This is a genomic window from Gemmatimonadaceae bacterium, assembly GCA_030647905.1.
GTDB lineage: Bacteria > Gemmatimonadota > Gemmatimonadetes > Gemmatimonadales > Gemmatimonadaceae > UBA4720.
The window spans coordinates 115327-142006 of the sequence record JAUSJA010000025.1 but is presented as its reverse complement, the minus strand read 5'-3'; the positions used below and the strand labels follow the sequence as shown (position 1 = coordinate 142006).

The window sequence follows — 26680 nt, the reverse complement described above, 5'->3', positions numbered from 1 at the left end:
TTAATCCACCGTGTCCGCGAGGAGGCGGTCAATCAGCGCGCGGTTCTCGGCGGAGTTCCAGTCGTGTCTACCGAGCAGCATCTTCCTGATGATCCCGTCGCGGCCGATGATGACTGTCTTCGGATACACGGTCGTCTGATAGTCGCGGCTGATCCTGCCCGCCTGGCCGCCGGGATCGTGGAGGACCTCGAACGAGAGGTTGAATTGCTTCACGAAGCTGCGGATCTGGGGCTCAGTGCCGGGATTGTCCACGCTCACCGCGACGATCTTCAGCCCTTTCGCGGCGTAGGCCTGGTGAAGCTGCTCGATGCTCGGCATCTCGATGCGACAGGGTGTGCACCACGTCGCCCAGATGTTGATCATGACGACGTTGCCCTTGTAGTCGGCGAGCGTCTTTGGCCGCGGCTTGTCGTCAATCGTCATGGCGGTGAAATCGGGTGCGTCAACCCCTACTCCGACCGGCATCAGCTCGTTCTTGAGCAGCATCCTCCCGCCGACGATGACGGCGATCACCACGCCGACCGCGACCATCACTACCGCGAGCTGTCTCCGCGCCGTCATGCGGTCTCGAGGCAGAGCATGCGCAATTTCCTGATCTCCACTTTCGGATCAGGCGCAGTGAACACTGCGTTTCCCGCGACGAACGTGTCTGCACCGGCGCGCCATACGCTGTGAATGGTCTCGCGCGAAATGCCACCGTCCACCTCGAGCGCCGCATTGCTCCGCAGCTCGTCGAGCAGCAGCCGCGCGCGTCCCACCTTGTCCACCGATCCGGGAATGAACTCCTGTCCGCCGAATCCGGGATTCACGGTCATCACGAGCAGCAGATCGAGGTCGGCGATCGCTTCGCGCACCGAGATCAGCGACGTACCGGGATTCAAGGCGGCGCCGGCGGCGCAGCCCAGCTCGCGAATGCGGGAGAGCTGGCGCTGGAGATGCGGCGCGGCCTCCACGTGAATCGTCATTCCGGTCGCACCCGCCGCGGCGAAGGCGTCGAAATACCGCTCCGGCTCGTGCACCATCATGTGCACATCGAGGGGAAGCGATGTCGCCTTGCGCGCCGTCGCGATCATCTTCTCTCCGAAAGTGATGTTCGGCACGAAGTGCCCGTCCATCACATCGAGATGGATGAGGTCGGCACCCCCTGCTTCGCACATCGCGATCTCTTCAGTGAGTCGGCCGAAGTCCGCGCTGAGAATGGATGGAGCGATGCGTGCTTTCATCGTGCGCCCCCGGGCGCGAGGTGAAGCGAGTCGAGTGAAGGGAGCGTGTCCACCGGCGACAGGCGCGGCGGGGGAGGGAAGAGCGATATCCGCAGATTCACGCTCGCTCCCGCGGACACGGCCGATCCCGGCGGCGGCGCCTGGCCAAGAACCGTGTTCTCGGGCATGAACGAGCTCGTGTCGCGTGTCGTCGCGCCGAGGTGCAGTCCGAGCTGCTCGAGGGTCGAGCGCGCGTCGGCTAGCGTGCGTCCCGTGAGGTCGGGAATCTGCACGCTCGAAGGGCCCTGGCTGAGCGTGATGCTGACCGTCGCCGGTAGCGCGAGCGTCGTGCCGGCGGCGGGATCGGTCGCTATCACCGCTCCGCGCGGCTGACCACTGGTCTGCTGCGAGATGCTGCCGAACTGGAAGCCGGCAGTCTCGATCGCGATCTGCGCCTGCTGCTGTGTCGAGCCGCGCACTTCGGGAACGGCGGCCGTCGCCTGTCCGCCGCTCACCGCGATGGTGACTTCGGCACCGCGCTTCTGAACGCTTCCCGCCGGCGGATCCTGCTCGAGCACCACGCCTTCGGGAGTCGTCTTGTGAAAGCGAGTCTGTCCCCTGAGAGCATGGAACCCCGCCTTATCGAGTGCCGCCGCCGCATCGTTGAAGCTCATCCCCACCACTCGCGGAATGCGCCCGTCGTCCGGCAGAACGTCGGCTGGAAACGCAAACAGGAAAAGCAGAACGTAGGCGATGAGGAATCCGCCTACTGCCACGATCAGATATGGGAACGCGCGCTTCGGCAGCGCGCGGGCATTCACCTACTGGCTCCTTCGGAGCCGGGCCGCGAAAGCTCCGTCGCTGCCGTGCACCTGCGGAAGAACTCGGAGATATCCACGGTCAATCGTCTCAGCCGGCACCACTCCCTGCGGCGGCGGCTCGAGCGTCCACTCCGGATTCCGCGCGAGAAATTCCTCCACCTGCGCGTCGTTCTCCTCGGGCTCGAGCGAGCATGTGCTGTAGATGAGCAGCCCGCCCGGCTTCACCACGCTCGCGGCCGCGCGAAGAATGCTCGCCTGGAGCGCCGCCATCGCCGACAGGTCGGAGGCCTTGAGACGCCAGCGCGCATCGGGATGACGCCTGAACGTCCCCGTACCCGTGCATGGCACGTCTATCAGCACTGCATCGGCTTCGCGAATTGCCGGAAAGCGCGCATCGCCCGCCGCAACGTAGAGATTGCTCACCTCCAGCCGCGCCCGATTCTCCAGCAGGCGAACGAGCCGCTGCGGCGATCGATCCAATGCCAGCACGACGCTCGCGGTGCGGCTCAGCTCGAGCGCCTTGCCACCCGGCGCCGCGCACAGATCGGCGACGACCGCGCCCTGCGGAATCGCCGCGTACTGTGTCACCAGCGTCGAGCCGGGATCCTGAACGAAAAACAATCCCTGCTTGAACGCTCCGAGCTCGGTGAGCGAGATGCCTCCCGAGATCTGAATGCTCTCGCGCGCCAGTGGCGCGTCCTCGACATCCACTCCCGAAGCCTCGAGCATCGCCTCGAGCTGCTCGCGCACGATTCCGAACGGACGAATCACCACCGGCGCTTCGGAGTTGTTCTTCATCAGAAGAACCGCCGTACTCTCCTCTCCCCACCGCGACAGCCAACGCGCAACGAGCCATCCCGGATGCGAGTACTTCACCGCCATCGCCTCGAGCGGATCGGCAGGCAGCGGAACAGAAAGATCGGCGCTCTCCCTGTCAACGCGGCGCAGCACCGCGTTCATCAGCTTGCTGGCGCCGATGCCGTGTCTCACCTTCGCGAGCTCGACGGTCTGCGCGATCGCCGCATACGCGGGTACGCTTCCCATGTGCAGCAGCTGGTAAACGCCGAGGCGCATCAGATCCACCAGATCCGCGTCAACGCGACTCAGCCCGCCGCGCACGCGCTCCTCGAGGATTGCGTCTGTCGCGCCGCGCGCCCGCAGCATTCCATACACGAGCTCGCGCAGCCAGCGGCGGTCGCGCCCATCGAGCCCGGAGGCACGGCGCTCGAAAGAGCTGTCGAGCATCTCTCCCGATCTGAGATCGGCGCAGATGCCTGCCGCCACCACCCGCGGCGTCGTCACGCCGCCGACCGCAACCTGAAGACCACCGCCCTGCTGACTCATCCGTCGAGCATGCCCGTAAGCGGAGATGATGGAACCGCGACTTCGCGCCGCGGCATTCTACCGGCGAGATACGCGAGCCGGCCCGCCTCGACCGCGTGCCGCATCGCCGTCGCCATGCGCAGTGGATCGGACGCGGCGGCAATTCCCGTGTTCATCAGGATTCCGTCCACACCCTGCTCCATCACGATGCAGGCGTCAGACGCAGTACCCACGCCCGCGTCCACGATCACTGGTACGCCGAGCCGCTGCTTGATGGTGCGAATGGCGTACGGGTTCAGCATCCCGAGCCCCGATCCGATCGGCGACGCGAGCGGCATCACCGCCACCGCGCCCGCTTCCTCGAGACGCAGCGCCGAGATCAGATCGTCGTTCGTGTAGGCCATCACCTTGAACCCCTCGGCAGCGAGCGTGCGCGTCGCCTCGAGAAGTCCGGTGGTGTCCGGCAGAAGAGTCTCCTGGTCGCCTATTACCTCGAGCTTCACCCACTCGTTGAATCCCGCCGCGCGAGCGAGTCGCGCATACCGGATCGCTTCGTCGGCGCTGTAACAGCCCGCGGTGTTCGCCAGAAGGAAGAACTGCCCGGGGTCGAGGTGATGAAGTATCCCCTCCTCGTTCGCCCGGCTCAGATCCACGCGGCGCACCGCGACGGTCACGACCTCGGCGCCGGATGCCTCGATCGCGCGGATCATGTCGGCGTTCGACGCATACTTGCCCGTCCCGACCATCAGTCGCGAGCGGAATTCGCGCCCGCCGATGATCAACGGCGCCGTGTCGAGCGTACTCTCGATTGCGATTCCCATCTCAGCCCCCGCCGACGAAGTGGACGATCTCCACCACGTCTCCGTTGTCGAGATTCAGTGAGCCGTAGGCTTCGCGGTCGCGCACGATCGCGCGGTTGTGCTCGACGACCACGAGCCGGGGGTCGATTCCGAGCGAGCCGAGGAGGCCCGCGATGGTGCTATTCCGCGCCAGCTCCCGGGGTGACCCGTTCACCGTCAGGGTGATCATCCCGGTCGCTCCCGGACTCTGAATCATAGGCTGAAATATAGCGGGTGACCGGTTCGGCAAAGCCGGCGTCGGTGGTCACCGGAAGCCGTGTCCTCATGAGTTTGTCCTCGTCCGCGGAGGCCCCGTGTCCGCGATCCCAGTCGGCGCCGCGGATGGTGGCCACGCCGTACGCGCCAGCGCGCCTCAGAGCCGCGACATCCTCCGGCGTGATCCCACCGATCGCGATGATCGGGATCTTCACCGCGGCGGCGACCTGCTCGATGAACTCGATTCGTGCCGGCGCGCGGCCGACGTGGCTCGGCGTCTCGAATACCGTTCCCGCGACGCACCAGGAAGCGCCCTCGGATTCCGCCTTCAATGCCTCCGCCACACTGTGAATGCTCGCGCCCAGCGGCAGGTCAGGCGCGACAATCCGCGCCTCGGCGATGGCCAGCGAATGCGACGCCAGTTGCGCGCCCCGCGCGCCGACGGCGGCGGCGATGTCCACCCTGTCGTTCACGATCAGCCAGCAACCGGTGCTCTTCTGCACCAGCGAAAGCAGTGTCGCCAGCTCGTGGAGCTGCTTTGCTGACGCGCGAGAAGATCTCAGGTGCAGGGCGCCGCGAGGACCGAGGGCCCTCATGATCCCAGACGCGCGTTCGAGAAAATTGCCGTGCAATACAGCGCCGCTGTCGGTGACGGCGTGAACCACCGGAAAAGCCTGCGGCGTCACACGCCGAACCGGTCACCGAAAGTGGCACCGCGCCCGCGCGCCCATTCCGCGGCCTTCATCCTGCTCTTGCCCGCTGGCTGCACGTCGCTGATGCACACTGCGCCGTCACTCGCCGAGACGATGAGCCCTTCGTGAATCGCGATCACCGTGCCTGGCGGTGCATTGCCGTGCTCCACGCGTTCCCTGGCCACCTTTCGCGCGCCGAACAGCTTCACGTCCACACCATTCAGCGTGCTGAACGCTCCCGGCTTCGGATCGTACGCGCGCACCGCGCGGCAGACTTCGTCCATGCCGAGTGTCCAGTCAACGAGTGCGTCGCGACGGGTGACCTTGGGTGCGTACGTCGCGAGCGATTCGTCCTGCGGGGTTTCACGCGCACCTCCGACGGAGATGAGAGCGAGCGCCTCGATCAGCGTCAGCGCGCCGAGTTCGGAGAGCCTGTTCTGGAGCTCGCCGTAAGTCTCGTCGCTGGCAATCGGCGCGGTGGCGGTCAGAATGATCGGCCCGGCATCGAGAGCCGGGACCATCCGCATGATCGTCACGCCCGTCTGCGAAAAGCCGTGGCGTATGGCGGCCTGAATCGGCGCCGCTCCCCGCAGCAGCGGCAGCAGCGACGCGTGAATATTGAGTGTGCCCATGCGCGGCAGGTCAATGATCCGCTTCGGCATGATGTGGCCGTATGCGACGACGATGGAAATGTCCGGGGTCATCGCCTCGATCATCTCGAAGAGCTCAGGGTCCTTCGGCGTGGCCGGCTGAAAGCAGGGGACCCTCTCCTCCGCGGCGATCTCTTTCACCGGAGGCGCGGTGAGCTTGCGCGATCGCCCCGTCGGCTTGTCCGGCTGCGTCACCACTCCGACGACTTCGAATCCCTCGCCGATCAGCGCCCGCAATGGTGCCGTGGCAAACTCTGGCGTCCCCCAGAAGAGGACGCGCATCTAGAGCTCTCCCTCGCTGTGGTGCGGGCCGTGCTTCTCGAGGGCGACCTTTCTGATGAAGCCGGGATAATCGTCCTTGATCTCCTCCCACTTCGCCATCGCCGAGCGGCGCTTGAGCACGCTCAGGTAGTCAATGAAGAGCTTTCCGTCGAGGTGGTCTATCTCGTGCTGCATGCAGCGCGCGAGCAGCTCGGTCCCTTCGACTTCGGTCAGCTCGCCCTTCTCATTCAGGGCCTTGACGATCACGCGCGTGGAGCGCGTGACGTCGCCGAAGATCTCGGGAATCGAGAGACATCCTTCCTCGCCGCGCACCGATCCCTCGCGCCCGATGATCTCGGGATTGATAAGGGCGAACCTGGCTCCCTCGACGTCCATCACGGTGATGCGCTCGGTGCGCCCGACCTGCGGCGCGGCGAGGCCGATGCCCTCCGCCGCGTACATCGTGTCGAACATTTCCGAGACGAGCGTGCGGATGTCGTCGGTGATCTCCTCGACCGGAGTGGTCGCCTTGCGGAGCGCCGGGTCGCCGAGGACCCGGATGTCGAGGATCTTCACCCCTCGGCCACCGGTGCGCCGGAGCCACGGATCACGCGCGCTATGCGGCCGCGCTCGATCACGAGCCGCGATTCGCCGCTCTTGATGGTGATCCGGTCCTCGTTCGGAACGGCGGCGCCGGCCCCGGTCGTGGTCTCCTTGATGTGAATGACCTCTCCGATGATGCCGCCCGTGGTAACGATCTCGTCGCCGCGCTTCACCTGACGGATGAGCGCTTCCTGCGCCTTCCTCTGCTTCTGTCCGGGGCGGATCAGAATGAAGTAGAAGATGGCGAAGATCGCGCCATACATGAAAATCGGCCCGAGCAGAGTGCTCGACGGGGCCTGAAGAAGAGCGAGCGTGGGGAATATCTGTGTCATGGGGAAGAGCTGTTGCGGGAATGGTATCGCGCGAGCCACTCGGTGCTCCACGCGTCGATCGAATCTGTCGTTATCGCTTGCCTCGCCGTGCGCGCCAGCGAGAGAAGGAAATGTACATTGTGCAGCGAGAGCAGGCGGAGGCCGAGAATCTCGTCGCTGACGAAGAGATGCCGAATATAAGCGCGCGAGAACCGTGCACACGCCGCGCAATCGCACGACGGATCGAGCGGTCGCGGATCAGTCCTGAACTCGGAGCGCTTGATGTTGATGCGGCCGTCCGGGGTGAAAGCGGTGCCGTTCCGGCCCATGCGGGTCGGAGCGACGCAGTCGAACAGGTCCACGCCGCGCCTTATTCCCTCGATGATGTCCTCGGGGAATCCCACGCCCATCAGGTAGCGCGGGCGTTCCGTGTTGAGCGCGTCGTTCACGACTTCGAGCATCTCATACATCGCCGGCTTGGATTCGCCGACCGAGAGGCCGCCGATCCCGAACCCGGCCCAGTCGTGCATGGACGTGATCGCGGTGGCCGCTTCCCGCCGGAGATGAGCGTGAATGCCGCCCTGGACGATGGGAAACAAGGCCTGCGATCCGCGGGTAATCTCGTCTTCCGCGTCGAGCTTTTCAAACTCCGCCAGGCATCGCGCCAGCCACCGCACGCTCCGCTCGCTGGCGTCACGCGCGGGCAGCTCTTCTGACTGTCCGGGGATGACGTGATCGAACTGCATGATGACGTCGGCGCCGAGGTTGCGCTCGATGCGCATCACGCTCTCGGGCGAGAAGAATCGGCGCGATCCGTCAATGTGGCTCTGAAACTCGACCCCTTCTTCGGCGACCTTGCGCAGCCCTGCCAGCGAAAAGACCTGGAATCCGCCGGAGTCCGTGAGGATCGGGCCGTTCCAGTGCATGAAGCGGTGAAGGCCACCCATGTCGCGCACGATATCGTCGCCGGGCCGGAGGTGCAGATGATACGCGTTCGACAGGATCATCGTCGCGCCCATCGCGGTGAGGTCGTCGGGGTCGAGCGACTTCACCGTGGCGAGAGTGCCGACCGGCAAGAACGCCGGCGTCTCCACCGGGCCATGGGGAGTCATGAAAACGCCGGCTCGCGCGGAGCCGGCCCGGGATTGAAGCGAGAAAGAGAAGCTCATCTCCCTAAATGATCGCCATCGCGTCGCCGTATGAGTAGAAGCGGTACTCATTCGCGATCGCTTCGCGATAGGCGCGCCTGATGAGGTCGTATCCGGCAAAGGCGGCCACGAGCATCAGCAAGGTCGAGTGTGGAAGGTGGAAATTGGTGATGAGGTGGTCCACCGCCTTGAAGACGTACGGCGGCCGGATGAAGATCCTTGTGTCGCCGGCTTTCTCGATGAACGTCCCGTCGGGACGCACCGCGCTTTCGAGTGTGCGGACCGATGTCGTGCCCGTCGCCCAGATGGCTCCCCCGTTTGCACGTGTGGCGTTGAGAATTGCCGCGGCCTCAGCCGGGAGCCAGTACGACTCCTCGTGCATCACGTGATCGGCGGGATCAGCCACCTCGACCGGCTTGAACGTGCCGGCGCCGACATGCAGCACCACATCGGCGCGCGAGACACCCTTTGACGCCAGCGTGGCGAGAAGCTCGGGGGTGAAGTGCAGCCCTGCGGTCGGCGCCGCGACCGATCCGGATTCGCGCGCATAGACCGTCTGGTATCGCTCGGCGTCGGCTGCCTCGTCGCTCCGCCTGATGTAGGGCGGAAGCGGAACATGTCCGTACCGTTCGATCGCTTCCTCGATGGGAAGGGGCGACCGAAGATGCACGACGCGCGTGCGCCGCTCGGTCGTCTCGACTATCTCCGCTTCGAGATCGGGACTGACGTGCACGATGCGCCCTGCCTTGAGCTTTCCGCCGGGGTGCACCATCGCCTCGTACCGGTTGTCGCCGAGTGGCTTGAGGAGCAGCAGCTCCGCGGGGGCGCCGGAGTCACGGGTGCCGAGAAGGCGCGCGCGGAAGACGCGGGTGGTATTGAGGACGATTGCGTCGCCGGCCGGAATCAGACCGGCGATATCGCAAAAGGTGCCGTGCTCGATCTCACCAGTCTCGCGACGCACGACCATGAGCCGGCTCTCGTCGCGGCGCTCGGCCGGAGTCTGCGCGATGCGGCCGGGCGGAAGGTCGAAGTCGTAATGGCTTGTGAGGGTGCCGTCGAAATTCAATGGATCGCGAGCTTTCAGAAGAGCGACGATTGTTGAGTCGGCCCGTTCGGGGGCAGGGTAAACCCGAAGTGCCGGTACGCGTTTGCCGTCGCCATGCGTCCGCGCGGTGTCCGCTGGAGAAATCCCTGCTGCACCAGGAACGGCTCGTAGACCTCCTCGATCGTTCCTTCGTCCTCGCCGACTGCGGCGGCGATGGTTTTGACCCCCACCGGCCCGCCATCGAACTTCTCGATGATTGTCTTGAGGATTCGCGAGTCCATGTCGTCGAGCCCGAACTGGTCCACGTCGAGGAGCTGGAGCGCGTCCTTGGCGATGTCGCGCGAAATCTTCCCGCTCGATTTCACCTGTGCGTAATCGCGGATGCGGCGGAGCAGGCGATTAGCGACCCGAGGAGTTCCGCGTGAGCGGCAGGCGATCTCCTCGGCGCCGCCGTCATCAATCTCCACCTTGAGCACTTCCGCGGTGCGGCGGACGATCGTCTCGAGGTCGCTCGCCGGATAGAAGTTGAGCCGCTGCTCGATGCCGAAGCGCGCGCGCATCGGCGGAGTGAGCATGCCGAGGCGCGTCGTGGCTCCGACGAGAGTGAATTTCTCGATCGGCATCGTGATCGTCTGTGCCTTGGGTCCTTCGGACAGGCGGATGTCTATGCGAAAGTCTTCCATCGCCGGATAGAGGAACTCCTCGATCACCGGCCGCAGGCGATGGAACTCGTCAATGAAGAGGATGTCGCCTTCACGGAGATTGGTGAGCGTGCCGACGAGGTCGCCCGGCTTCTCCAGCGCCGGCCCCGACGTCGTGCGGATGTTGACTCCCATCTCGCGTGCGATGAGCTCGGCGAGGGTGGTCTTGCCGAGTCCGGCGGGCCCGAAGAAGAGAGTGTGGTCGAGCGGTTCGCGGCGTGAGATAGCGGCATCTATGTAGATGCGCATGCTCTCCTTCACCTTGGGCTGGCCGATGAACTCGGCGAGCCGCTGGGGCCGGAGTGAGAGCTCGACGACTGACTCGTCGGAGAGGATTTCGGGAGTGGTGATCTCGGCGCGGGTCATTGACCAAATATATCCCGAAACGTTGGGGGTCGGAAGAACTGCGGACGTTGACGTGCGAGCGGTTATCCTCCAAATTGGAGGAATAATGGAGGAACCCGTGGCCACGCTCAACATAAAGAATTTACCCGACTCGCTCTATCGAAAGCTGAAGGCGCGCGCGAAGAGGCAGAATCGTTCCTTGTCGCAGGAGGTCACGCGAATCCTGTCGGAATCGGTAATCGAGCAGGAGGAGCTCTCGATTCTCGAGCTCGAGGGATTGGGCAAGGAGCTCTGGAAGGGTATTGATGCCGCGAAGTACGTAAATGAGGAGCGAGACTCGTGGGATTGAAGAGCGCGCTCGGAGACGGACCGGTGGCGCTCGATACTTCGATCTTCATCTACTTCATGGAGAGAGATCCGGCTTGGCTTCCGGTCGTTCGGCCGCTCTTCGCCTCTGCGGCGATGGGAGAGCGAACGCTGGTCACCTCATCAATCACGTTGCTCGAAGTACTCGTAGTTCCATATCGAAGCGGTGACCTCGCGATCTCGGAACGGTACGAGGCTCTGTTGACCCGCAGTCGCGGTCTCTCTTTCGTCGAAGTCGATCGACCGATCCTGCGGGCGGCTGCGCAGCTTCGGGCAGTCTACAGACTCAGGACTCCAGATGCATTGCAGATTGCCGCAGCACTGGCTTCGCGTTGCACGGCCTTCGTGACAAACGACAGAAGGCTTCCAGGCATCAAGGGACTACGAATTGTTCAACTGAAAGACCTGGCCTGAGGCGCCGAGCGCGTTCTCGTCGAGGATGTAGCTCACATCGGCGACACTGTTCGCCATTCTGAATCGCCAGCTTCCGAATCGTGCGTCGGCATTGACGGCGTTGATCCACCGCTCAGCGGCCGATGACTTCACATCACGCAGCGGATCGTAGCCCTTAGTCTCGAGAATCAGATTGACCGGCTCATCGCCATCGTTTGCGCGGAGCCGCACGATGAAGTCGGGCACAAAGTCGTGCATTTCCCCGTCGTGCATGTACGGGATGGTGAAGCCGAGCCCGGCGTTCTTGACGAATGCGGTGACTCGGTCGTGGTGGTCGAACTTGTGGGCGGCCTGCGCTTCCCATCCGGAATCACCGACGATGTAGTTGACGTGACTGCGCTGTGTTGCCCGCACGTTCTTGCTCGTCCAGAAATCCACGTCGGCTGTGGATCCTTCCGGGCGCAGCGCCTCGAGGCGCGGAAGCTCCGCGCTCTCACCAGCCGAGACGTCGGGCTGGATCTGCTGGAGCAGTATCTCGACAGCCCATGTGTAGTACGGAGCCTGGAACACGTGCACGCGTTCCGAGCCGGGAGGCGCGACGACGAGCTCGTTCACGAATCTCCGGCAGATCGCCTCGAGCTGCGGGAAGAGCATATGCGCCGGCACAGTCGTGTCGCGCTGTGCCAGATAGTTTTTCGTCAGAGCTGACGCCATCTGGAAGACGCCGCGCTGCACGCGCATCCCCTCGAAGAATGGCTTCATCGTGATCTCGTGCATCTTTCCGGGAAGCGCCGGCGTGAAATTGCCCGTCGAATCAACCGAGACGCCCGCCATGTCCACCAGCGTCGGATACCTGCCCGGCTCGAGGACGAGACGCGGGACCTTCTGCCAGTTCACCGTGACCCGACTCTTCACCGCCTGGGTGTAGCCTTCGACTCGCGGGAACCTGATCTCGAGATCCGCCCGATCGTCCAGCGCTTTCACATGGAACCGCTTCGGCGCCGGCGCGGAAAGGAACCCGCTCTGACCGGCTGGAGCTTCGTCTCACCCCGGATGACAAGCAGCTCGTGGCGCGCGCGGCGGAGCTGCACGGCATGAAGCCCAGCGAATACGTCCTCAAGGTGCTTCGGCGCGCATCCAAACGGTCACTCGAGCAGGTGCGCACGCTGCGCTACTCGCGACGTGACCAGCTCGCGATGCTCGACGCGTTGCTCAATCCACCTGCGCCCAGCGAGCGGCTGAAGCGGGCCTGGAAGGCGTACGACAAGGCGATGAGCCAGTCCTGAAACCGCGCTCGCCGCTATATCGCTTCGAGCGGCTCACGGAGCAGCACGACCGAGACGGCTTCTCATGCGAAAAGCCGTCGCTCGCGCGATTTCTTCGCGAGCGCGCCCTGAGGGACATGCGATCCCGCCTGTCAGCCACTCACGTCCTCGTCCAGGCGGAGTCACGCGGGGTCATCGGGTATTACACCGTCGCCGCAACCTCGATTCCGTTAAATCGGATTCCGGACACCGACAGGAAACGTGCGCGACTTTTGCGCTACCCGGTGCTTTCTGCGACCCTGCTCGCCCGACTCGCGCGTGACGAGCAAGGCCAGCTGTTCCTGCCGATGGCCACGCTCGCTAAACTCGCAGCGAAGTAACTTGCACGCTCGCCGCGATCCGAGTCAGCCGCTCCGCCGCATCCTATCATGCGCGTGCGAGTCGCATCAATCCCGACAAGTCACCGTTATCTGCCGACCTGAGCGCGTCGATATAGGTTCGCCTCACTTCGCCTGTGGCCTGCAGACCTTGGCTGCCCCAGGTCAGAAGGTCGACTCCGAGCGAGTAAAGGAGTGCATCTGCCAGCAATCGCGCGTGCCGACCGTTCCCGTTCGGGAATGGATGAACCGCGACCATTCTGTGATGAAATCGGACAGCAAGCTCTGTAGGCTCGAAAATGCGCTGTTTAACCCAGAAGGCAGCGTTTGCGCACGCATCGCGAACCTGGGGCGCGATGAGCTGCGGTGACGAGCCGATTGATTTTTCGGATACTCGGTACTTCCCTGCCCACGTCCAGGTCTCATCGAACATTCGAAGGTGCAGCGACTTCACAAAATGTTCGGTAGCGACGTCCGGATGTTTTCTTCCCAACGCCCACTCCTGGGCGTGGACTATGTTCGTTGCCTCCCAGTCATTTAAATCCGCAGTCGTCATGAGGTGATCCGGAATCAGATCTGCCGCCTCATCTGGATCAAGCGGTGTTGTCCCCTCTGGTACCGGAGGCACCACGCTCAGGCCCAGAGGTTTCGAGGAGGATTCGAGATGATTTGTTCGGTCATCTCGCTCAGTTGTCGCTGCATATGACTTTGTGAGACGCCCTGTTCCTCAAGCGACATCGTATGCGCCACCCTTTTCAAGCGGTTTATTACGTAGTCTTCTGCTTGTAGCCTGAATGTCTGTTGCAGACTCGCTCTCGGCAGAAGCATGTACACCAACTCGCAGTTCAATGCCCTGGCGGCCCTTTCGAGCGAGCGGAGCGTGATCGTTCCATCCTGCTCGCTCTTTTCCAGCCCGAAAGCCGTCGGCTGAGAGACAGTCAGTCGTTTCGCCAGTTGCTCGGTTGTCATGCCTAGCGACTGGCGGACCTCCCGAATCCACCCTTTCCGAGGAATTTTGAACGCAGCCAAGGCTCTGCGTACCTCGCCAAATAACCCGTCCAATTGTTCCACGCGGAGTTTTCGAAGTTCCTTTCTCATGGTATTTGGTGGAATGAGCTGTGGTCGGAGTGCCGCAAATATATAGCCTATAGACTATTATTTGATCTCTCAATAATAGGCTATAGCCTATAAAATAGCGAGGATATTATAGTCTATAGACTATAATATAGGAAGTTCGGATTTTGAAGAGGGAAAATCGGGCGCGGAGGCTCGTTATACCCGAGCAGCTAACGACAGCAGCCGTTCAGTTGCTCGCGCGAGAGTTTCAGGTTTCTTGCAGAAGGCGAAGCGCGTTACGGTTTCACCGAGCCCGGGATCGTGATAAAAACTCGTCCCGGGAACCGTTGCCACACCCACTTCCTTCGCCAGCCACATCGCGAACTCGATCCCGCGCAGATCGCTGATCCCCGTGAAGTCGGCGAGGATGTAATACGCGCCCTCCGGCGCCGAGAATCTAAAGCCCGCCTCGGTCAACGCGTTCACCATCACGTCGCGACGCCCACGATACTCGAGCGCGATCTGGTTGTAGTACTCGGCGCCGAACGCCATCCCGATCGCACCCGCCGCCTGGAGCGGAGCCGGTGCGCCGACGGTAAGGAAGTCGTGCACCTTCCGGATCGGCGATGTCATTTCCGCGGGCGCGACGGCGTAACCAAGCCGCCATCCCGTGCAGCTGAATGTCTTCGAGAGGCCCGATATCGTGACCGTGCGCTCTCGCATTCCCGGCCACGTCGCCAGCACGTGGTGCCCGCCGGCATAGCGGATGTGCTCGTAGATCTCGTCGGTTATCGCGATCACATCGTGCTTCTGGCAGAGCTCGGCGATGAGCGAGATCTCGTCGCGAGTGAACACGCGGCCCGTTGGATTATGCGGAGTGTTCACGACGATCGCGCGCGTCCTGTCGTTGAACGCCGCGCGAAGCTTCTCGGGATCGAGCTTCCACTCGAGCCCTTCGAGCGGAACGAAAACCGGCTTCGCTCCGGCGAGGATCGCGTCGGGTCCGTAATTCTCGTAGAACGGCTCGAAGATGATCACTTCGTCGCCCGGATTGATCAGCGCGAGGAACACTGCCGCCATCGCTTCCGTCGCGCCGCAGGTCACGGTGATCTCGCGATCCGGATCCACGTCCATCTTGTACCACCGCCGGTACTTCTCGGCGATCGCCAGCCGCAGTGCCGGCGTTCCCCATGTGATGGCGTACTGGTTGATGTCACCATGGATCGCCGCGCACGCCGCGTCCTTCATCGGCTCGGGCATCGGGAAGTCGGGAAACCCCTGCGCGAGGTTGATCGCCCCGTGCGCGTTGGCGACGCGGGTCATCTCGCGGATGACGGATTCCTGGAACGTGGAGGCGCGTTGAGCAGTTGCGATCATGTGTGTCGGGAATGGATGCCGCAGAACATACCCTCCGGCTTACAGTCAAGGAACTTGCGCGAGGCCCATTAACGGTCTATATTGTGAGATATATCACCGAACGGCAGGGACTGATGGAAAAGAAGTCGCGAAAGGGGCAGAAGCCGACTGGGGTTCGTGCAAAGGCTGCTTCGCCGAAAGCGAGACGTGACGCGGCGACGCCCGAGTCACAATCGGGATTGAAGGAGGCATCGCTATTCATGAATGGACGCAGCCAGGCGGTGCGGCTGCCGAAGGAATTCCGCTTCGAGGGTACTCACGTGTACGCACACAAGGAAGGCAACCGGGTGATTCTGACGCCGGTGGACGACCGCATCGAAAGGCTCATCGCGCTCATGGGGTCGGCGCCGGATTTTCCCGATATCCCCCGGGACCCACCCGAGCCGATGCGGCCCGAGATCAGGGAGTTCTTCGGTGTTTCTGATCGATAGCAGCACCTGTATTTCGATCCTGAGAAAGCGGCTGCCTCGCGCGGCAGAACGGTTACGCGCGAGTCCCATAGAGGACCTGGCCATTTCTTCGATCACTGCCGCGGAGCTGTATCATGGTGCGGCGAAAAGCGGTGATCCGCAGGACGAGATCCGCAGGATTCAGGATCTGCTGACTCTCGTTCGTCCAGTCGAGTTCGGGAGCAATGCGGCGATCTCGTACGGGTTCGTTCGCAGCGTTCTGGAGCGTAGGGGCGAGATCATCGGGCAGATGGACATGCTGATCGCGGCACATGCCCTGGCGGAGGGAGCGATTCTCGTCACACACAACACCCGCGAATTCCTGCGAGTGCCAGGTCTCAGCGTGGAAGACTGGAGTGAATGAAGCGTCCGGCTACTATCTTCCGCCGAGCTTCGCCAGTGCGGCCCTGATCAGCTCCGCCGCGGACAATCCCCCTCCGCCAGCATCGAGAGCCGCTCTCACGCCGCGCTCGGCATCGGCGTTGGTGTAGCCGAGCGACACGAGCGCGCGAAGGGCGTCCTCCGAAGCACCTGCCGCAACGCGCGGCGCGCCCGGCACTTCGCCTCCGATCGAATCGAGCTTGTCGGCGAGATCGAGTATCAACCGCTCCGCCTTCTTTCGCCCGACACGAGGAACGCGCTGCAGCGTCGGGATGTCCTTCTCCTGGATCGCCCGCACCAGTCGCTGCGGCGAGAGCGCCGACATGAGACCGAGCGCGAGAGCGGGCCCAACGCCATTCGCGGTTAGAAGCTTCTGAAAAAGCCGGCGCTCAAACACCGACGAGAATCCGAAGAGCTGCCAACCGTCTTCCTTCACGACGAGATACGTGTGCAGCGAGATCTTCTCGCCCTGCTTCGGAAGAGTCTCGAAGACGCCGAGCGGTATCAGCAGCTCGTATCCCACGCCCCCGGCGGTCATCACATCCACCCGGTCGACGTCCTTCGATGTGAGCGTGCCCGTGAGGTGTGAAATCATCTGCGAAGAGGAATGGCGATCTCGCGATCCATGGATGGGACGCCCGCGCTCATCAGGTAGGCAAGCGCCGCGGCGACGCCGTCCGACGCATCGGCCGGCTGCGGCGAAGTCTTCAGGCGCAGTAGTCGCATCACCATGAACTGAACCTGCTCCTTGGTCGCGGCGCCCGTTCCGGTTACTGCCTTCTTTATCTCGGCCGGAGGATATTCGGCGATCTCGAGCTTCGCGTTCGCGGCGGCGAGCAGGATCACTCCGCGAGCGTGGCCGAGTACAATGGTGGTGCGCACGTTTCGCGCGTAGAAGACGTCCTCGATCGCCATGGCGTCAGGCCGATGGCGCTGAATGAGCTCGGTGATGCCGGAGTGGATCTCCTGAAGTCTCGAAGCGAGCGACTCGCGCGGACGCGTCCGGATGATTCCGCACTCCACGAGGCGGGGCGGTGTCATCCGCTCGCCCTCCACCACGCCGTACCCGGTGACGGCGGTGCCGGGGTCTATGCCCAGCACGATCATGTCGTGCTCACTGAACCTCGTCCATCTCCACGTCGCAGTTCGCCGCGACCTTCTGAACGTCGTCCAGCTCCTCGAGCTCCTCGAGCAGCCTCACCAGCGACTCGGCCGTCTTCCCGCTTACGCTAACGAGATTCTTCGGCACCGACGCGATCTCGGCCTCGGCGATTTCGTATCCCTTCGCCTCAAGCGCGCTGCGCACGGCGTGCATGCTGGCGGGATCGGTTGTGATCTCGTAGCGCTCGTCTTCCGCCTTGAAATCCTCGGCGCCGGCGTCGAGCGCCGCCTCGAGGGCATCGTCTTCCGGGTACTTCGTCGAGTCGAGGTAGAGCTGTCCCTTTCGCTCGAACATCCACGACACCGAGTTGGCAGCGCCGAGGTTGCCGCCGCCGCGCGAGAGCTTGTGCCGGACTTCCGCTACGGTGCGATTGGGATTGTCCGTCATCGCGAAGATGAGGATGGCGATGCCGCCCGGTCCGTATCCCTCGTAAGTGATCTCCTGGTACTCGACGCCCTCGAGCTCGCCGGTGCCTTTCTTGACCGCGCGCTCGATGTTCTCCTTAGGCATGGACGCGGCGCGCGCGGTCTCGATGGCGGTGCGGAGGCGCGGATTTCCGGCGGAATCGCCACCGCCGAGCTTGGCCGCCATCGTGATCTCGCGGATGAGCTTGGTGAAATGCGCGCCGCGTTTGGCGTCAGCGGCTGCCTTGTAGTGCTTGATCTGCTTCCACTTGCTATGGCCGGCCATTTTGCTCGGTACTGAGGTTCGGTTGAAATATAGAGCTGTTAGACCTGCCGAACTCCGTCCGACAGCTCGTCGGCCAGCTCCCGCAACTCCGTCGCCGACAACTGGTCGAGCTGCGGCGCCACGACGGTCAAAAGGCCGGTGAGCGCATGACCGGACGCTTTCCGGTTGCCGCTCGCCATCGCATCTATGGTGGCGTTGAGCGCCGCACGTGCCGGGCCGGGAAGGGCCAGCGACGCGAGCCAGTTCCTGGTGCTCATCGCGCGCGCCGCGGCGTCACCGGGGGCGAGCATGAATGGCGGCAGCATTCCCGCGCCCAGCCGGGCCGCGGCGAAGCACGCGAGCGCGACTTCGCGGTCGCCGCCGAGGGCCGCCCTGCCGGCATGCGATGCGAGGGCACGGAACCGGAAGGTTGGTGTAGCGATAGCGAACGGAGGTCGGAGGCCGATCACCCTCGCAATCTAGGCATACCAGAGGCACCCGGCTACATTCACAAAACCAATGGCACAGGCCCCCAAATCCATCCTCTGGGTTGACGACGAAGGCGAGCTTCTCGAATCCCACCGCATCTTTCTGCGCTCCAAGGGCTACGAAGTCGAATGGGCCAGCAACGCCGACGACGCGATCGAGATGCTCCGCCGGAGACCCTTCGACATCATGCTCCTCGACGAGCAGATGCCCGGCAAGCGAGGGCTGGAGACCTATCGTGACGTCCGTGAGATAGCCCCCAACCTGCCGGTCGTGATGGTGACCAAGAGCGAGGAGGACGCGACTCTCAAGGAAGCCATCGGCGCCAACATCCGCGACTACCTCGTCAAGCCGATCAACCCGCGGCAGGTGCTGAGTATCGTTACGCAGATTCTCGAGGGTCCGCGGATCCGTCAGCAGGCAATCGCCCGCCGGTTTGTCGAGCGGTTCCGCGCGATCGAGCTCGAGCGCGACCGCAATCTCGACTGGCGCGGATGGATAGACCGGTACGACGAGCTGATGAGGTGGGACGTCGAGCTCGCCGCAGCCGGCGAGACAGGACTGTACGACTCGCTCCGTGGGCTCTATCCCGACATGCACCGCGAGTTCGCCGCGTACATGAAGACGGAATATCCTGCGTGGCTCCGCAACCTCGAAGGCAACAGGCCCCCGCTCTCAATTGACGTCGTAAGCGAGTTCCTGCTGCCGATTCTCCAGAGGGACCGGGCGGCGGTGTTCGTCGTCGTGGACTGCCTGCGCCTCGACCAGTGGCGAGTGCTCGAGCCCCTGCTCGCACCGTTCTTCGACGTCGAGACGACTCACTACTTCGCCGTTCTGCCCACCGCGACGCCGTACTCGCGCAACTCGCTGTTCAGCGGGCTCTTCCCCGGCGAGATCGCCGCACGGCTGCCGGACTGGTGGGGGAATGCCGATCGCGAGGACGAATCGCTGAACGCACACGAGCGCGAGCTGCTCGAGATGCACCTCGGAGAGCTGAACGGCCCGACACCAGTCCGCTATCAGAAGATCTCGACAGCCGCCAACTCCGACGAGCTCGAGCGACACCTCGGAACGGCAATCGGCAGTGAGGGCGTAAGCGCCTTCGTGTTCAACTTCGTTGACCTGCTCACGCACGGGCGCAGCGAATCGCAGATCCTCTACGAGGTCGCGCGTGACGAGATCGCCCTCCGGCAGATCACGCGGCAGTGGTTCCAACGCTCGGCGCTGCTCAGCGTTCTCAGGGAGGCGTCGCGCAGAAAGATCTCCGTTCTTCTCACGACCGATCACGGCTCGATCCACTGCAACACGCCGGCGACGGTCTTCGCCAAGCGCGACGCGACCGCGAACCTCCGCTACAAGTTCGGTGAAGATCTTCGCGCCGAGCGCCCGGAGCAGGCGCTGATGTTCACCAACGAGGACGACCTCCGCCTGCCGCGGCGCGGCGCCGGTGGCAACACGCTCCTCGCCACGAACGACTGCTTCTTCGTATATCCGACAAAGCTGCGTGAGTACCAGAGCCGCTATCGCGGGTCGTTTCTCCACGGTGGCGTCACGCCCGAGGAAGTGATTCTGCCCCTCGCTCTGCTGACGCCGAGAGGGTAGGTGTCCGTCTACGGGCGGCTGCTACCGTTCGTTCGGCCGCACCGGTGGCGGATGGTGGGCGCGGTCGCCGCCAACATCGGCTCGGCGGTGCTCGACGCGTTCTCGCTCGCGCTGCTGATCCCGTTCCTCAACACACTATTCGATCAGCCGCCGATCTCGGTCGGCGGCAACAAGCTGTCGGGACTGCTCGGCGCGACTGTCGGCGTGATGCTCGATCCCGCCGACAAGATGGGATCGCTCAGAAACGTCATCCTGATCGTCATCGCGCTGATCCTGGTGAAGAACTTCCTCGCTTGGGTCGCCGGTCAGCTCGGCGCCAGCCTGCAGGAGTATGTCACGCGCGACCTGCGCACGGCGGTGTACAGCCACATCGCGCACCTGCCGCTCGGATTCTTCCAGCGCACCAGGACGGGGCAGATTCTCTCTCGCGTCATCACCGACACGGCCGAGACGCGGCTCGTGCTGACGCAGCTGGTGACGTCCGGGCTTCAGAACAGCGCGCTCGTTGCCAGCTACTTCGCCTTCCTCTTCCTGATCTCGTGGAAGATGACGCTGATGGCGCTGATCATCGTTCCTGTCCTGGGCGGCACTCTCTCTCCGCTGCTGCGCAAGCTGCGAAAGGGAAATCGCAGAAAAGGAAACCAGCACGGCGAGATGACCAGCGTCGTTCAGGAAACGGTGAGCGGCATCCGTCTCGTGAAGTCGTTCGGCGCCGAGCGGGTGGAGCAGGCGCGGTTCGCGGAGGCGAGCGATCGCTACGCGCAGCTCACGGTGCGACTGACGCGCCTGTCGCAGCTTGCCGGCCCCGTCACCGAAGTCATCGGCATATCGGTTGCGACGGCGCTTCTCTGGCTCGGTGCGCGCGAGGTGCTCGTTGACCGGCAGATGTCGGGCGCGGATCTGATCGCGTTTCTGTTGTACGCGCTGCGCATGCTTCAGCCGATCAAGCAGCTCTCACAGCTTCCAACCACCGCCCAGTCGTCGTTCGCGGCGGCCGAGCGGCTGTTCGAGATTCTCGACGCGCCGTCGGAAGCGCAGACGGACACCGGCACACGCGAGACCGCGACTTTCGGCGACGAGATCCGCTTCGAGAACGTGTCGTTCGCCTACGGCGAAGCGCCCGTTCTCTCCAACATCTCGTTCAGTGCGCGCAAAGGCGAAGTCGTCGCGCTCGTGGGTGCGAGCGGAGCGGGGAAGTCCACGTTGGTGGATCTCATTCCGCGATTCTACGAAGTGGCGTCGGGGCGCATCACCATTGACGGGATAGATACGCGGGACCTGACGCTGCCCGCGCTGCGATCTCTGACCGGCATCGTGAGCCAGGACACAGTCCTGTTCAACGACTCGGTGCGGAACAACATCGCCTACGGGGCGGAGCGGAAATACACGGATGCTCAGGTCGAGGCAGCGGCGCGCGCCGCCAACGCCCATGCCTTCATCGCCGAGCTGCCTGACGGATATGGCACGATTCTGGGAGAAAGGGGCACCCGGTTGTCCGGCGGACAGAGGCAGCGACTGGCGATTGCACGAGCCTTGCTCAGGGATCCACCGATCCTCATTCTGGACGAGGCCACTTCGGCTCTCGATACGGAGTCCGAGCGGCTGGTGCAGGAGGCGGTGGACAGGCTTCTGGAGGGCAGAACGGTGTTCGTGATCGCTCACCGGCTCTCCACGATCGTGCATGCCGACCAGATTCTGGTGCTGGACCGGGGAGAAATCGTCGAGCGCGGAACGCACGCCGCGCTTCTTGCGGCGGGGGGCGCGTACCATCGGCTGTACTCGCTGCAATTCGGAAACACGGCAACAACAAGCGATTCAATGGTCTCATCGGCGGTATAGGTGCGGATTCTTTTCCTGCATTGCGAGAGAGAATGGTCGGGCACCGCCCGCGCATTTGCGGTAGCCGCGCGCGGCCTCGCGGCCCGCGGCTACAACGTCACCTTCCTCGCCGAGCCGCACAGCAACGTCGAGCAGTCCGTGTCGCGGATGGCGAGTGTCGCGCAGAAGCTCGGCGGCGACGACCCAGTGGCTCCGCGCGACGTCGCTCCGTTCGAGGTCACTCCCTTCTCCTGCGATGGCAACTGGCTCGCGTGCGCGTGGCGTCTCCGCCATCTCTTTCGCAGATGGGACACGGACGTCGTATTCGTGCATACCGAGCGCGAGCATCTGATCGCCTCGACCGCGTGCTGGCTGGGAAGAAGCGGAACGATCGTGCGCCGGACACCGGCCGGCCGCGCGCTGCACCTGGGCTTCTACGGGAAGATCGCCAACTGGCTCACGAAGACGACCTGGCTCTTCGCCGGCGATGCCGACGCGAAGCGCTCCCCGCTCCCGAGCGGCGCCCGCACGTCGGTCGCACGGCTTGGCGTGGATGCGTCGCGGTATCCCGACATCCCGATCGCGCCGCAGGAGCCGCGGCCCGACGAGATCCGGTACATCATCTGCGTGTACGATGCCACTTCGCGCGGCCGCGCTGCGACCGCCGTCCGCACGGTCTCGATGCTTGCGCCGCGACATCCGTACCTGCGTCTGATCATCTTCGGCGCGGGCTCCGACAGCGAGGATCTGCGCATGCAGGCCGCTGCGCTCGACGTCATGCATCTCGTGAGCTTCCTCGGCGAGCGTGACGACCATCTCACGCTGATGCGGGACGCCGAGCTGGGCTGGGTCGTCGCGGAAGGCGACACCGCCGCGTACGGGATCCTCGATCTGATGGCGCTCGGAGTTCCCGTCATCGCGGCCGAGGAAAGCGTCGCCGAGACCTATGTGGCGAACCAGATCACCGGTATCCTGGTGCCCGCCGACGATGCAGCGATGACGGCTGCAAGCGTGGTGACGCTGCTCGCCAGTGAAGAGCAGCGGAAGGCGATGGGCGCGGCGGCACGCGTGCGCGTCGCGCGCGACTTCCCCGAGCAGGCGATGATCGAAGGATTCGACGCCGCGCTCGGCATCGCGGCCCGACGCTCCCGGCGCAAGGGGTGAGTGCGGGCGGGGCGGTAGCGGTATCCGTCGTAATCGCGGCCCGCAACGAGGCAGCCAACATCATCGCGTGCATCGAGAGTGCGCGGTGGGCACGCGAGATCATCGTCGTCGAGGACGGTTCCACCGACGGAACTGCGAAGCTTGCGGCGGATGCCGGCGCGACGGTGATCGAGAATCCCTTCGTGACGATCGGGCTGCAGCGGAACGCTGCGATCGAGCGAGCCGGCTGCGGATGGATCCTGGTGGTGGATGCAGACGAGCGCGGATCGGCGGAACTGGCGACGGAGATTGATGGGGTGATCGCGAATCCGTCGCACAATGCGTTCAGGGTTCCGCGACGGAACCTGTTTCTCGGTGGCGAGGTCCGGCATGGCGGGTGGCAGAGCGATCGTCCCGTGCGGCTGTTCCGCTCGACACTTCGCTATAACGCGAGCCGCGTGCACGAGCATGTCGAGGCGGGCGAATCAGTGGGAGAGCTGTCTACGCCGCTGACTCACGAGCCGTACGCTTCGATGGAGAGCTATTTCGAGAAGCTTGGAAGGTACAGCCGGTGGTGGGCTGAGGACCGGTTCGAGCGCGGCATGCGCGTCGGGGCGGCGACGGTCGTAGTGCGTCCGCCGCTTCGTTTCCTCACCATGTATCTCCTGCGCGGCGGATGGATGGATGGCGCAGCCGGTGCAGTGCTGGCGTGCATGGCGGCGACGAGCGTTTTCGCGAAATACGCGCGGTTGTGGGCGCTTGGCAGGCGGACTCCCAGCGGTCGCTCCAGCGGTCGCTGAGCAGATGCGAATCCTGCTCATCGGGAGCGACAACGCGTGGCGGATGGAGGCGGCGGTCGAGCGCGCGCTTCGCCGCGCGGGCCACACGACGTTGCTGATAGACGACAGGCGCATGAAGCGTCTCATCGGATGGCGCCTCACGCAGCTGTGGGCGAGGTACCAGGCCGAGCGATTCGAGCCCGACTTCGTTTTTCTCTCGAAGTGTCTCGCGCTCGACCCGGAGACCGTCTCCCATATCATCGCCGGCAAGGCGAACGCGATGTGGTATCACGATCCGCAGTGGTACAGGGATCTCGACCGTCCGGACATCGGTCACATCGCGGAGGTGGGAAAGTTGTCACGCACGTTCTTCGTGACCGGTTTCGAGGACGAATGGCGCGCCAACGGTCTGCCGGCGATGTTCCTGCCCGCGGCGGGGGATGCGGGCATCAAGCCGGTCGCGCCCGAGGAGAGATTCGGATCCGATGTGGCGTTCATCGGTACGGGGTACGATCGGGAACGGGCGAAGCGACTCATCGCCGTCGCCGCGCATCACGATCTGCGCGTATGGGGTCCGGGATGGGAGGAGTGGCGCGATCGCCTGAGCTGGAGCGGACGCTCCGTAGAGGGGAATGAGTTCGCCGCGGTATGCTCGAGCTCGGGCATCACACTGGGAATAAATCCCGCGCGCGCAGCGGGAGGCGTCTCTTACACATCGGATCGGACGTGGATGGTGATGCTCGCAGGCGGATTCCATCTCGCCGAGCGATCTCCGGGAGTCGCGGCGATGCTGTGCGACGGCGAGCATTGCGCGTTCTACGACGACACTGAGTCGTGCATCGCGCAGTGCTCGCGTTATCTCTCCGCGCCTGGCGAGAGAGAGGAGATCCGCATCGCCGGCGAGAGATTCGTGCGCGCGCATCACACGTACGATCAGCGCATCGCGAACATTCTGGAGAATCGTCCTTTCGTGAATCCGCTGGCGACTGGGTGAAACATCTCTTCGTCACGCAGGATTACGGGCCGGACAGAGGGGGAATGGCGCGCCGGCACGTCGAGCTGTGCCGCCGGTTCGGCGACGCCGATAACGCGATGGAGGTGTCCGCCGTTCGTGTTGACGGCGATAGCGCGTTCGACCGCGGCGAGCCGTACAACATTTACCGCCAGCCCTTTCATTGTCGCGAGGCCAACCGGTTCGCTAATCAGATGAAATGGGCGCGCTGGCTTACCGGCTTCGGCAGGGACAAAGTGAATGTGCTGCATTGCGGCAACATCAGGCCGGTCGGATACGCGGTGTCGTGGGCGAGCATGCGACTAGCTCTCCCGTACATCATATACGTGAACGGCGGCGATCTTCTCCGCGAGCAGAGGAAGGTGGCGGCGAGTCCGCTCAAACGATTCACCGCACGGAGAATATTGGGACAGGCCGCGGGAATCGCGGCGACATCGAAGTGGGTGGCCGAGCTCGCCGGCGAAGTGATGCGGCAGGTCAGTGTCAGAGACATGCCGCCCGTCGCCGCGCTCGATCTTGGCACCGACCCGAAGATGTTCGCGCCGGATCGCGACACCGGCGCGCTGCGTGAGCGTTGGGGAGTTGGCGACGTGCCGCTGCTGCTGACGGTGGCGCGTCTGGTGCCGCACAAGGGTCAGGACACGGGCATCCGCGCGATGGCCGCGCTGAAGGATGAGTTCCCGCTCCTGCGCTACATTCTCGTCGGGGAAGGTCATGACGAGCAACGCCTCCGCGCGCTCGCTGCCGAGCTTGGCGTGGCGGATCGCGTTGTGTTCGCGGGAGCGCTTCCGGAGTCCGATCTTCCCGACGCATACGCGACGTCCACCATATACCTGGGCGCGTCGAGAGTGGACAACGACATCAACGTTGAGGGGTTCGGTATCTCGTTTCTCGAGGCATCATCGTCAGGACTGCCAGTCGTGGCGGGCGATTCAGGCGGCGTGAGATCGGCGGTGCGTGACGGCGAGACGGGGGTTGTCGTTCCGCCGCTCGACGTGGCGGCAATCGCCGGCGCCATCGGCGGATTTCTGCGCGATCCCTCCCGGACTGCGAGCTTCGCGGCGGCCGGACGGCGCGCGGTCGAATCGCATTACAACTGGGACAGAGTCGCCTCCGACACGCGCGAGTTCACTCTCTCGGTCGTCGGCCGCGGGAGCGCGCGTTGAGCGACCACGAGACGCGGCGGAAAAAACCGCCGACTCTGGCGCACCGCGCCGAGTACTACTCCATGCGCGCACTGATCGCGGGGCTCGGAAGGCTGAGCTGGGAAACTGCGTGCACGATCGGGGAGCGGCTGGGTGAGATGGGATATCGTCCACTCGGCATCAGGCGCGACGTGGTCGAGCGCCAGATCGCGGCCGCGTTCCCCGAGCTGGATCATGCAGGGGTGCAAAAGATCGCGAGGGCATCGTACCGGCATCTGGGCCGTACCTCGGTGGAAGCCGCGCTGCTCGGCAATCTCGGTCCGGAGCGAATCCTCGAGATGGTCGAGAGCGTCGAGGGATGGGAGCACATCGTTGCGGCGACGTCAGCGGGCCGCGGAACGATCGGTGTTGCCGCGCATCACGGTAACTGGGAAGTGCTCGGCGCATTTCTCGCGGCACGCGGAGTCCCGCCGGAGGTCGTCGTCCGCGGAATGGGCAACAGGTTGTTCGAGGATTACCTGAATGCCAACCGCGCGCGGCTGGGTCTCACCGTGATGCACGACTCGGTGGCCGTCAGGCGCACGATGAAGGCGATGCGTGAAGGGCGTTTCGTCGCCTTCCTTTCCGACCAGGGAGTGATGGGGCTGGCGTCGTCCTTCGTGCCTTTCTTCGGGCGGCCGGCAAAGACCCCGCGCGGATTTGCGGTATTCGCTTTGCGTTTCGATTCACCGGTCGTTTTCATGGATATGCTCCGGCTGCCTGACGGCAGGTTCAGGATCGTATTCGAGCCCGTCGAGGCGGAGCGAACCGGCGACAGGGAAAAGGACGTAGACGCGATGGTCGAGCGGTACAGCGCGATTCTCGAGAAATGGGTGCGCCAATATCCGGAACAGTATTTCTGGCAGCATCGCCGGTGGCGGAGGCAGCCGCCGGGCACGCCGGTCGAGCTTCGCGATCCCGCGCTTCGCGATCCATCGCTGTGGACCCCGTCGAAGTGACGTTGC

34 protein-coding genes are annotated in these 26680 nt (G+C 64.0%); 13 read left to right on the top strand and 21 right to left on the bottom strand.

The window, feature by feature from the left end; all coding sequences use genetic code 11:
- Genes Q7S20_05455 through ruvB form a run of 13 tightly spaced genes read right to left on the bottom strand, consistent with a single transcriptional unit; the run spans position 1 to position 10178 of the window.
- The gene (locus tag Q7S20_05455) at positions 1-561 is read right to left on the bottom strand and encodes a TlpA disulfide reductase family protein (GenBank protein MDO8501267.1); all 561 of its coding nucleotides are present in this window, start codon (positions 559-561) and stop codon (positions 1-3) included.
- Positions 558-1223 carry a ribulose-phosphate 3-epimerase gene (gene rpe, locus Q7S20_05450; protein ID MDO8501266.1) on the bottom strand — a complete coding sequence of 222 codons (666 nt, stop codon included), beginning with the start codon at positions 1221-1223 and terminating at the stop codon, positions 558-560. Before rpe ends, Q7S20_05455 begins: the two co-directional genes overlap by 4 nt.
- On the bottom strand, positions 1220-2023 hold the full coding sequence (locus Q7S20_05445; GenBank protein ID MDO8501265.1) for a PASTA domain-containing protein: 804 nt from the start codon (positions 2021-2023) through the stop codon (positions 1220-1222). The genes rpe and Q7S20_05445 overlap by 4 nt, the downstream gene beginning before the upstream one ends.
- Positions 2024-3367: a 16S rRNA (cytosine(967)-C(5))-methyltransferase RsmB gene (rsmB, locus tag Q7S20_05440; protein MDO8501264.1), complete on the bottom strand. Its 1344-nt coding sequence runs from the start codon at positions 3365-3367 to the stop codon at positions 2024-2026. It abuts the gene before it with no gap.
- Positions 3364-4167, bottom strand: coding sequence for a thiazole synthase (locus Q7S20_05435; protein MDO8501263.1), 804 nt, complete (start codon positions 4165-4167; stop codon positions 3364-3366). Before Q7S20_05435 ends, rsmB begins: the two co-directional genes overlap by 4 nt.
- Position 4168: 1 nt before the next feature.
- Positions 4169-4375 (bottom strand): sulfur carrier protein ThiS, encoded by a 207-nt coding sequence (gene thiS, locus Q7S20_05430; protein ID MDO8501262.1) that lies wholly within the window; start codon positions 4373-4375, stop codon positions 4169-4171.
- Positions 4326-5087, bottom strand: a complete 762-nt coding sequence (locus Q7S20_05425; protein MDO8501261.1) for a thiamine phosphate synthase — start codon at positions 5085-5087, stop codon at positions 4326-4328. The genes thiS and Q7S20_05425 overlap by 50 nt, the downstream gene beginning before the upstream one ends.
- Positions 5084-6025 (bottom strand): methionyl-tRNA formyltransferase, encoded by a 942-nt coding sequence (gene fmt / locus Q7S20_05420; GenBank protein ID MDO8501260.1) that lies wholly within the window; start codon positions 6023-6025, stop codon positions 5084-5086. The genes Q7S20_05425 and fmt overlap by 4 nt, the downstream gene beginning before the upstream one ends.
- Positions 6026-6580 carry a peptide deformylase gene (def, locus tag Q7S20_05415; GenBank protein MDO8501259.1) on the bottom strand — a complete coding sequence of 185 codons (555 nt, stop codon included), beginning with the start codon at positions 6578-6580 and terminating at the stop codon, positions 6026-6028.
- Complete coding sequence (yajC, locus tag Q7S20_05410; GenBank protein MDO8501258.1) at positions 6577-6939, bottom strand: preprotein translocase subunit YajC; 363 nt, start codon at positions 6937-6939, stop codon at positions 6577-6579. The genes def and yajC overlap by 4 nt, the downstream gene beginning before the upstream one ends.
- Positions 6936-8087 (bottom strand): tRNA guanosine(34) transglycosylase Tgt, encoded by a 1152-nt coding sequence (tgt, locus tag Q7S20_05405; protein MDO8501257.1) that lies wholly within the window; start codon positions 8085-8087, stop codon positions 6936-6938. Before tgt ends, yajC begins: the two co-directional genes overlap by 4 nt.
- A gap of 4 nt (positions 8088-8091) precedes the next feature.
- Complete coding sequence (gene queA, locus Q7S20_05400) at positions 8092-9132, bottom strand: tRNA preQ1(34) S-adenosylmethionine ribosyltransferase-isomerase QueA (protein ID MDO8501256.1); 1041 nt, start codon at positions 9130-9132, stop codon at positions 8092-8094.
- A 14-nt stretch (positions 9133-9146) separates the two neighbouring features.
- Complete coding sequence (gene ruvB / locus Q7S20_05395; protein ID MDO8501255.1) at positions 9147-10178, bottom strand: Holliday junction branch migration DNA helicase RuvB; 1032 nt, start codon at positions 10176-10178, stop codon at positions 9147-9149.
- 85 nt (positions 10179-10263) lie between these two features.
- Here ruvB and Q7S20_05390 point away from each other — a divergent pair, with 85 nt between their 5' ends.
- Both Q7S20_05390 and Q7S20_05385 read left to right on the top strand, forming a co-directional pair.
- Positions 10264-10506 carry a hypothetical protein gene (locus tag Q7S20_05390; protein ID MDO8501254.1) on the top strand — a complete coding sequence of 81 codons (243 nt, stop codon included), beginning with the start codon at positions 10264-10266 and terminating at the stop codon, positions 10504-10506.
- 23 nt (positions 10507-10529) lie between these two features.
- On the top strand, positions 10530-10937 hold the full coding sequence (locus tag Q7S20_05385) for a type II toxin-antitoxin system VapC family toxin (protein MDO8501253.1): 408 nt from the start codon (positions 10530-10532) through the stop codon (positions 10935-10937).
- On the opposite strand, the gene Q7S20_05380 is transcribed toward Q7S20_05385, so the two are convergent.
- A complete protein-coding gene (locus Q7S20_05380) occupies positions 10905-11900 on the bottom strand; it encodes a hypothetical protein (GenBank protein ID MDO8501252.1) in 996 nt (331 codons plus the stop codon). The two genes, Q7S20_05385 and Q7S20_05380, sit on opposite strands and share 33 nt — an antisense overlap.
- 47 nt (positions 11901-11947) lie before the next feature.
- Here Q7S20_05380 and Q7S20_05375 point away from each other — a divergent pair, with 47 nt between their 5' ends.
- Together Q7S20_05375 and Q7S20_05370 are read left to right on the top strand one after the other, a co-directional pair.
- A complete protein-coding gene (locus Q7S20_05375; protein MDO8501251.1) occupies positions 11948-12202 on the top strand; it encodes a DUF1778 domain-containing protein in 255 nt (84 codons plus the stop codon).
- 116 nt (positions 12203-12318) lie between these two features.
- Positions 12319-12561 (top strand): hypothetical protein, encoded by a 243-nt coding sequence (locus Q7S20_05370; GenBank protein ID MDO8501250.1) that lies wholly within the window; start codon positions 12319-12321, stop codon positions 12559-12561.
- A 46-nt stretch (positions 12562-12607) separates the two neighbouring features.
- Here the strand turns inward: Q7S20_05370 and Q7S20_05365 are convergent, their stop codons facing one another.
- From Q7S20_05365 to Q7S20_05355, 3 genes are all read right to left on the bottom strand, one after another.
- The gene (locus Q7S20_05365; protein ID MDO8501249.1) at positions 12608-13186 is read right to left on the bottom strand and encodes a mobile mystery protein B; all 579 of its coding nucleotides are present in this window, start codon (positions 13184-13186) and stop codon (positions 12608-12610) included.
- A 5-nt stretch (positions 13187-13191) separates the two neighbouring features.
- Positions 13192-13656, bottom strand: coding sequence for a mobile mystery protein A (locus Q7S20_05360; GenBank protein ID MDO8501248.1), 465 nt, complete (start codon positions 13654-13656; stop codon positions 13192-13194).
- A 174-nt stretch (positions 13657-13830) separates the two neighbouring features.
- Entirely contained in the window at positions 13831-14991 is a 1161-nt protein-coding gene (locus tag Q7S20_05355; GenBank protein ID MDO8501247.1) for an aminotransferase class I/II-fold pyridoxal phosphate-dependent enzyme, read from the bottom strand.
- Positions 14992-15074: 83 nt separating this feature from the next.
- Here Q7S20_05355 and vapB point away from each other — a divergent pair, with 83 nt between their 5' ends.
- Together vapB and Q7S20_05345 are read left to right on the top strand one after the other, a co-directional pair.
- A complete protein-coding gene (gene vapB, locus Q7S20_05350) occupies positions 15075-15461 on the top strand; it encodes a type II toxin-antitoxin system VapB family antitoxin (protein ID MDO8501246.1) in 387 nt (128 codons plus the stop codon).
- Positions 15445-15843, top strand: a complete 399-nt coding sequence (locus tag Q7S20_05345; protein ID MDO8501245.1) for a type II toxin-antitoxin system VapC family toxin — start codon at positions 15445-15447, stop codon at positions 15841-15843. The genes vapB and Q7S20_05345 overlap by 17 nt, the downstream gene beginning before the upstream one ends.
- Positions 15844-15855: 12 nt before the next feature.
- On the opposite strand, the gene ruvA is transcribed toward Q7S20_05345, so the two are convergent.
- Genes ruvA through Q7S20_05325 form a run of 4 tightly spaced genes read right to left on the bottom strand, consistent with a single transcriptional unit; the run spans position 15856 to position 18161 of the window.
- Positions 15856-16455 (bottom strand): Holliday junction branch migration protein RuvA, encoded by a 600-nt coding sequence (gene ruvA, locus Q7S20_05340; GenBank protein ID MDO8501244.1) that lies wholly within the window; start codon positions 16453-16455, stop codon positions 15856-15858.
- The gene (gene ruvC / locus Q7S20_05335) at positions 16452-16967 is read right to left on the bottom strand and encodes a crossover junction endodeoxyribonuclease RuvC (protein ID MDO8501243.1); all 516 of its coding nucleotides are present in this window, start codon (positions 16965-16967) and stop codon (positions 16452-16454) included. Before ruvC ends, ruvA begins: the two co-directional genes overlap by 4 nt.
- Before the next feature lie 7 nt (positions 16968-16974).
- Complete coding sequence (locus Q7S20_05330) at positions 16975-17712, bottom strand: YebC/PmpR family DNA-binding transcriptional regulator (GenBank protein ID MDO8501242.1); 738 nt, start codon at positions 17710-17712, stop codon at positions 16975-16977.
- Between the two features lie 38 nt (positions 17713-17750).
- Complete coding sequence (locus tag Q7S20_05325; protein MDO8501241.1) at positions 17751-18161, bottom strand: hypothetical protein; 411 nt, start codon at positions 18159-18161, stop codon at positions 17751-17753.
- 49 nt (positions 18162-18210) lie between these two features.
- On the opposite strand from Q7S20_05325, the gene Q7S20_05320 reads away from it, so the two are divergent.
- The 7 genes from Q7S20_05320 to Q7S20_05290 are packed head-to-tail and all read left to right on the top strand — an operon-like array spanning position 18211 to position 26674.
- Positions 18211-19779, top strand: coding sequence for a response regulator (locus Q7S20_05320; GenBank protein ID MDO8501240.1), 1569 nt, complete (start codon positions 18211-18213; stop codon positions 19777-19779).
- Complete coding sequence (locus tag Q7S20_05315) at positions 19780-21618, top strand: ABC transporter transmembrane domain-containing protein (protein MDO8501239.1); 1839 nt, start codon at positions 19780-19782, stop codon at positions 21616-21618. It begins immediately after the preceding gene.
- Complete coding sequence (locus tag Q7S20_05310; GenBank protein ID MDO8501238.1) at positions 21619-22761, top strand: glycosyltransferase family 4 protein; 1143 nt, start codon at positions 21619-21621, stop codon at positions 22759-22761.
- A complete protein-coding gene (locus Q7S20_05305) occupies positions 22758-23540 on the top strand; it encodes a glycosyltransferase family 2 protein (GenBank protein MDO8501237.1) in 783 nt (260 codons plus the stop codon). The genes Q7S20_05310 and Q7S20_05305 overlap by 4 nt, the downstream gene beginning before the upstream one ends.
- Positions 23541-23544: 4 nt before the next feature.
- Positions 23545-24513 (top strand): glycosyltransferase, encoded by a 969-nt coding sequence (locus tag Q7S20_05300; GenBank protein ID MDO8501236.1) that lies wholly within the window; start codon positions 23545-23547, stop codon positions 24511-24513.
- Positions 24510-25697, top strand: a complete 1188-nt coding sequence (locus tag Q7S20_05295; protein ID MDO8501235.1) for a glycosyltransferase family 4 protein — start codon at positions 24510-24512, stop codon at positions 25695-25697. Before Q7S20_05300 ends, Q7S20_05295 begins: the two co-directional genes overlap by 4 nt.
- Positions 25694-26674 carry a lysophospholipid acyltransferase family protein gene (locus Q7S20_05290; GenBank protein MDO8501234.1) on the top strand — a complete coding sequence of 327 codons (981 nt, stop codon included), beginning with the start codon at positions 25694-25696 and terminating at the stop codon, positions 26672-26674. The genes Q7S20_05295 and Q7S20_05290 overlap by 4 nt, the downstream gene beginning before the upstream one ends.
- The last annotated feature ends 6 nt before the right edge of the window (positions 26675-26680 follow it).

What these genes read in the sequence shown, in the direction of transcription:
- rpe (MDO8501266.1), bottom strand. Translation starts at nt 1,223, where the DNA reads ATGAAAGCACGCATCGCTCCATCCATTCTCAGCGCGGACTTCGGCCGA.
- tgt (MDO8501257.1), bottom strand. Translation starts at nt 8,087, where the DNA reads ATGAGCTTCTCTTTCTCGCTTCAATCCCGGGCCGGCTCCGCGCGAGCC.
- Q7S20_05435 (MDO8501263.1), bottom strand. Translation starts at nt 4,167, where the DNA reads ATGGGAATCGCAATCGAGAGTACGCTCGACACGGCGCCGTTGATCATC.
- yajC (MDO8501258.1), bottom strand. Translation starts at nt 6,939, where the DNA reads ATGACACAGATATTCCCCACGCTCGCTCTTCTTCAGGCCCCGTCGAGC.
- ruvA (MDO8501244.1), bottom strand. Translation starts at nt 16,455, where the DNA reads ATGATTTCACACCTCACGGGCACGCTCACATCGAAGGACGTCGACCGG.
- Q7S20_05320 (MDO8501240.1), top strand. Translation starts at nt 18,211, where the DNA reads ATGGCACAGGCCCCCAAATCCATCCTCTGGGTTGACGACGAAGGCGAG.
- ruvB (MDO8501255.1), bottom strand. Translation starts at nt 10,178, where the DNA reads ATGACCCGCGCCGAGATCACCACTCCCGAAATCCTCTCCGACGAGTCA.
- rsmB (MDO8501264.1), bottom strand. Translation starts at nt 3,367, where the DNA reads ATGAGTCAGCAGGGCGGTGGTCTTCAGGTTGCGGTCGGCGGCGTGACG.
- Q7S20_05330 (MDO8501242.1), bottom strand. Translation starts at nt 17,712, where the DNA reads ATGGCCGGCCATAGCAAGTGGAAGCAGATCAAGCACTACAAGGCAGCC.
- Q7S20_05300 (MDO8501236.1), top strand. Translation starts at nt 23,545, where the DNA reads ATGCGAATCCTGCTCATCGGGAGCGACAACGCGTGGCGGATGGAGGCG.
- Q7S20_05390 (MDO8501254.1), top strand. Translation starts at nt 10,264, where the DNA reads ATGGAGGAACCCGTGGCCACGCTCAACATAAAGAATTTACCCGACTCG.
- Q7S20_05355 (MDO8501247.1), bottom strand. Translation starts at nt 14,991, where the DNA reads ATGATCGCAACTGCTCAACGCGCCTCCACGTTCCAGGAATCCGTCATC.
- Q7S20_05360 (MDO8501248.1), bottom strand. Translation starts at nt 13,656, where the DNA reads ATGAGAAAGGAACTTCGAAAACTCCGCGTGGAACAATTGGACGGGTTA.
- Q7S20_05370 (MDO8501250.1), top strand. Translation starts at nt 12,319, where the DNA reads ATGCGATCCCGCCTGTCAGCCACTCACGTCCTCGTCCAGGCGGAGTCA.
- thiS (MDO8501262.1), bottom strand. Translation starts at nt 4,375, where the DNA reads ATGATCACCCTGACGGTGAACGGGTCACCCCGGGAGCTGGCGCGGAAT.
- Q7S20_05455 (MDO8501267.1), bottom strand. Translation starts at nt 561, where the DNA reads ATGACGGCGCGGAGACAGCTCGCGGTAGTGATGGTCGCGGTCGGCGTG.
- ruvC (MDO8501243.1), bottom strand. Translation starts at nt 16,967, where the DNA reads ATGATCGTGCTGGGCATAGACCCCGGCACCGCCGTCACCGGGTACGGC.
- fmt (MDO8501260.1), bottom strand. Translation starts at nt 6,025, where the DNA reads ATGCGCGTCCTCTTCTGGGGGACGCCAGAGTTTGCCACGGCACCATTG.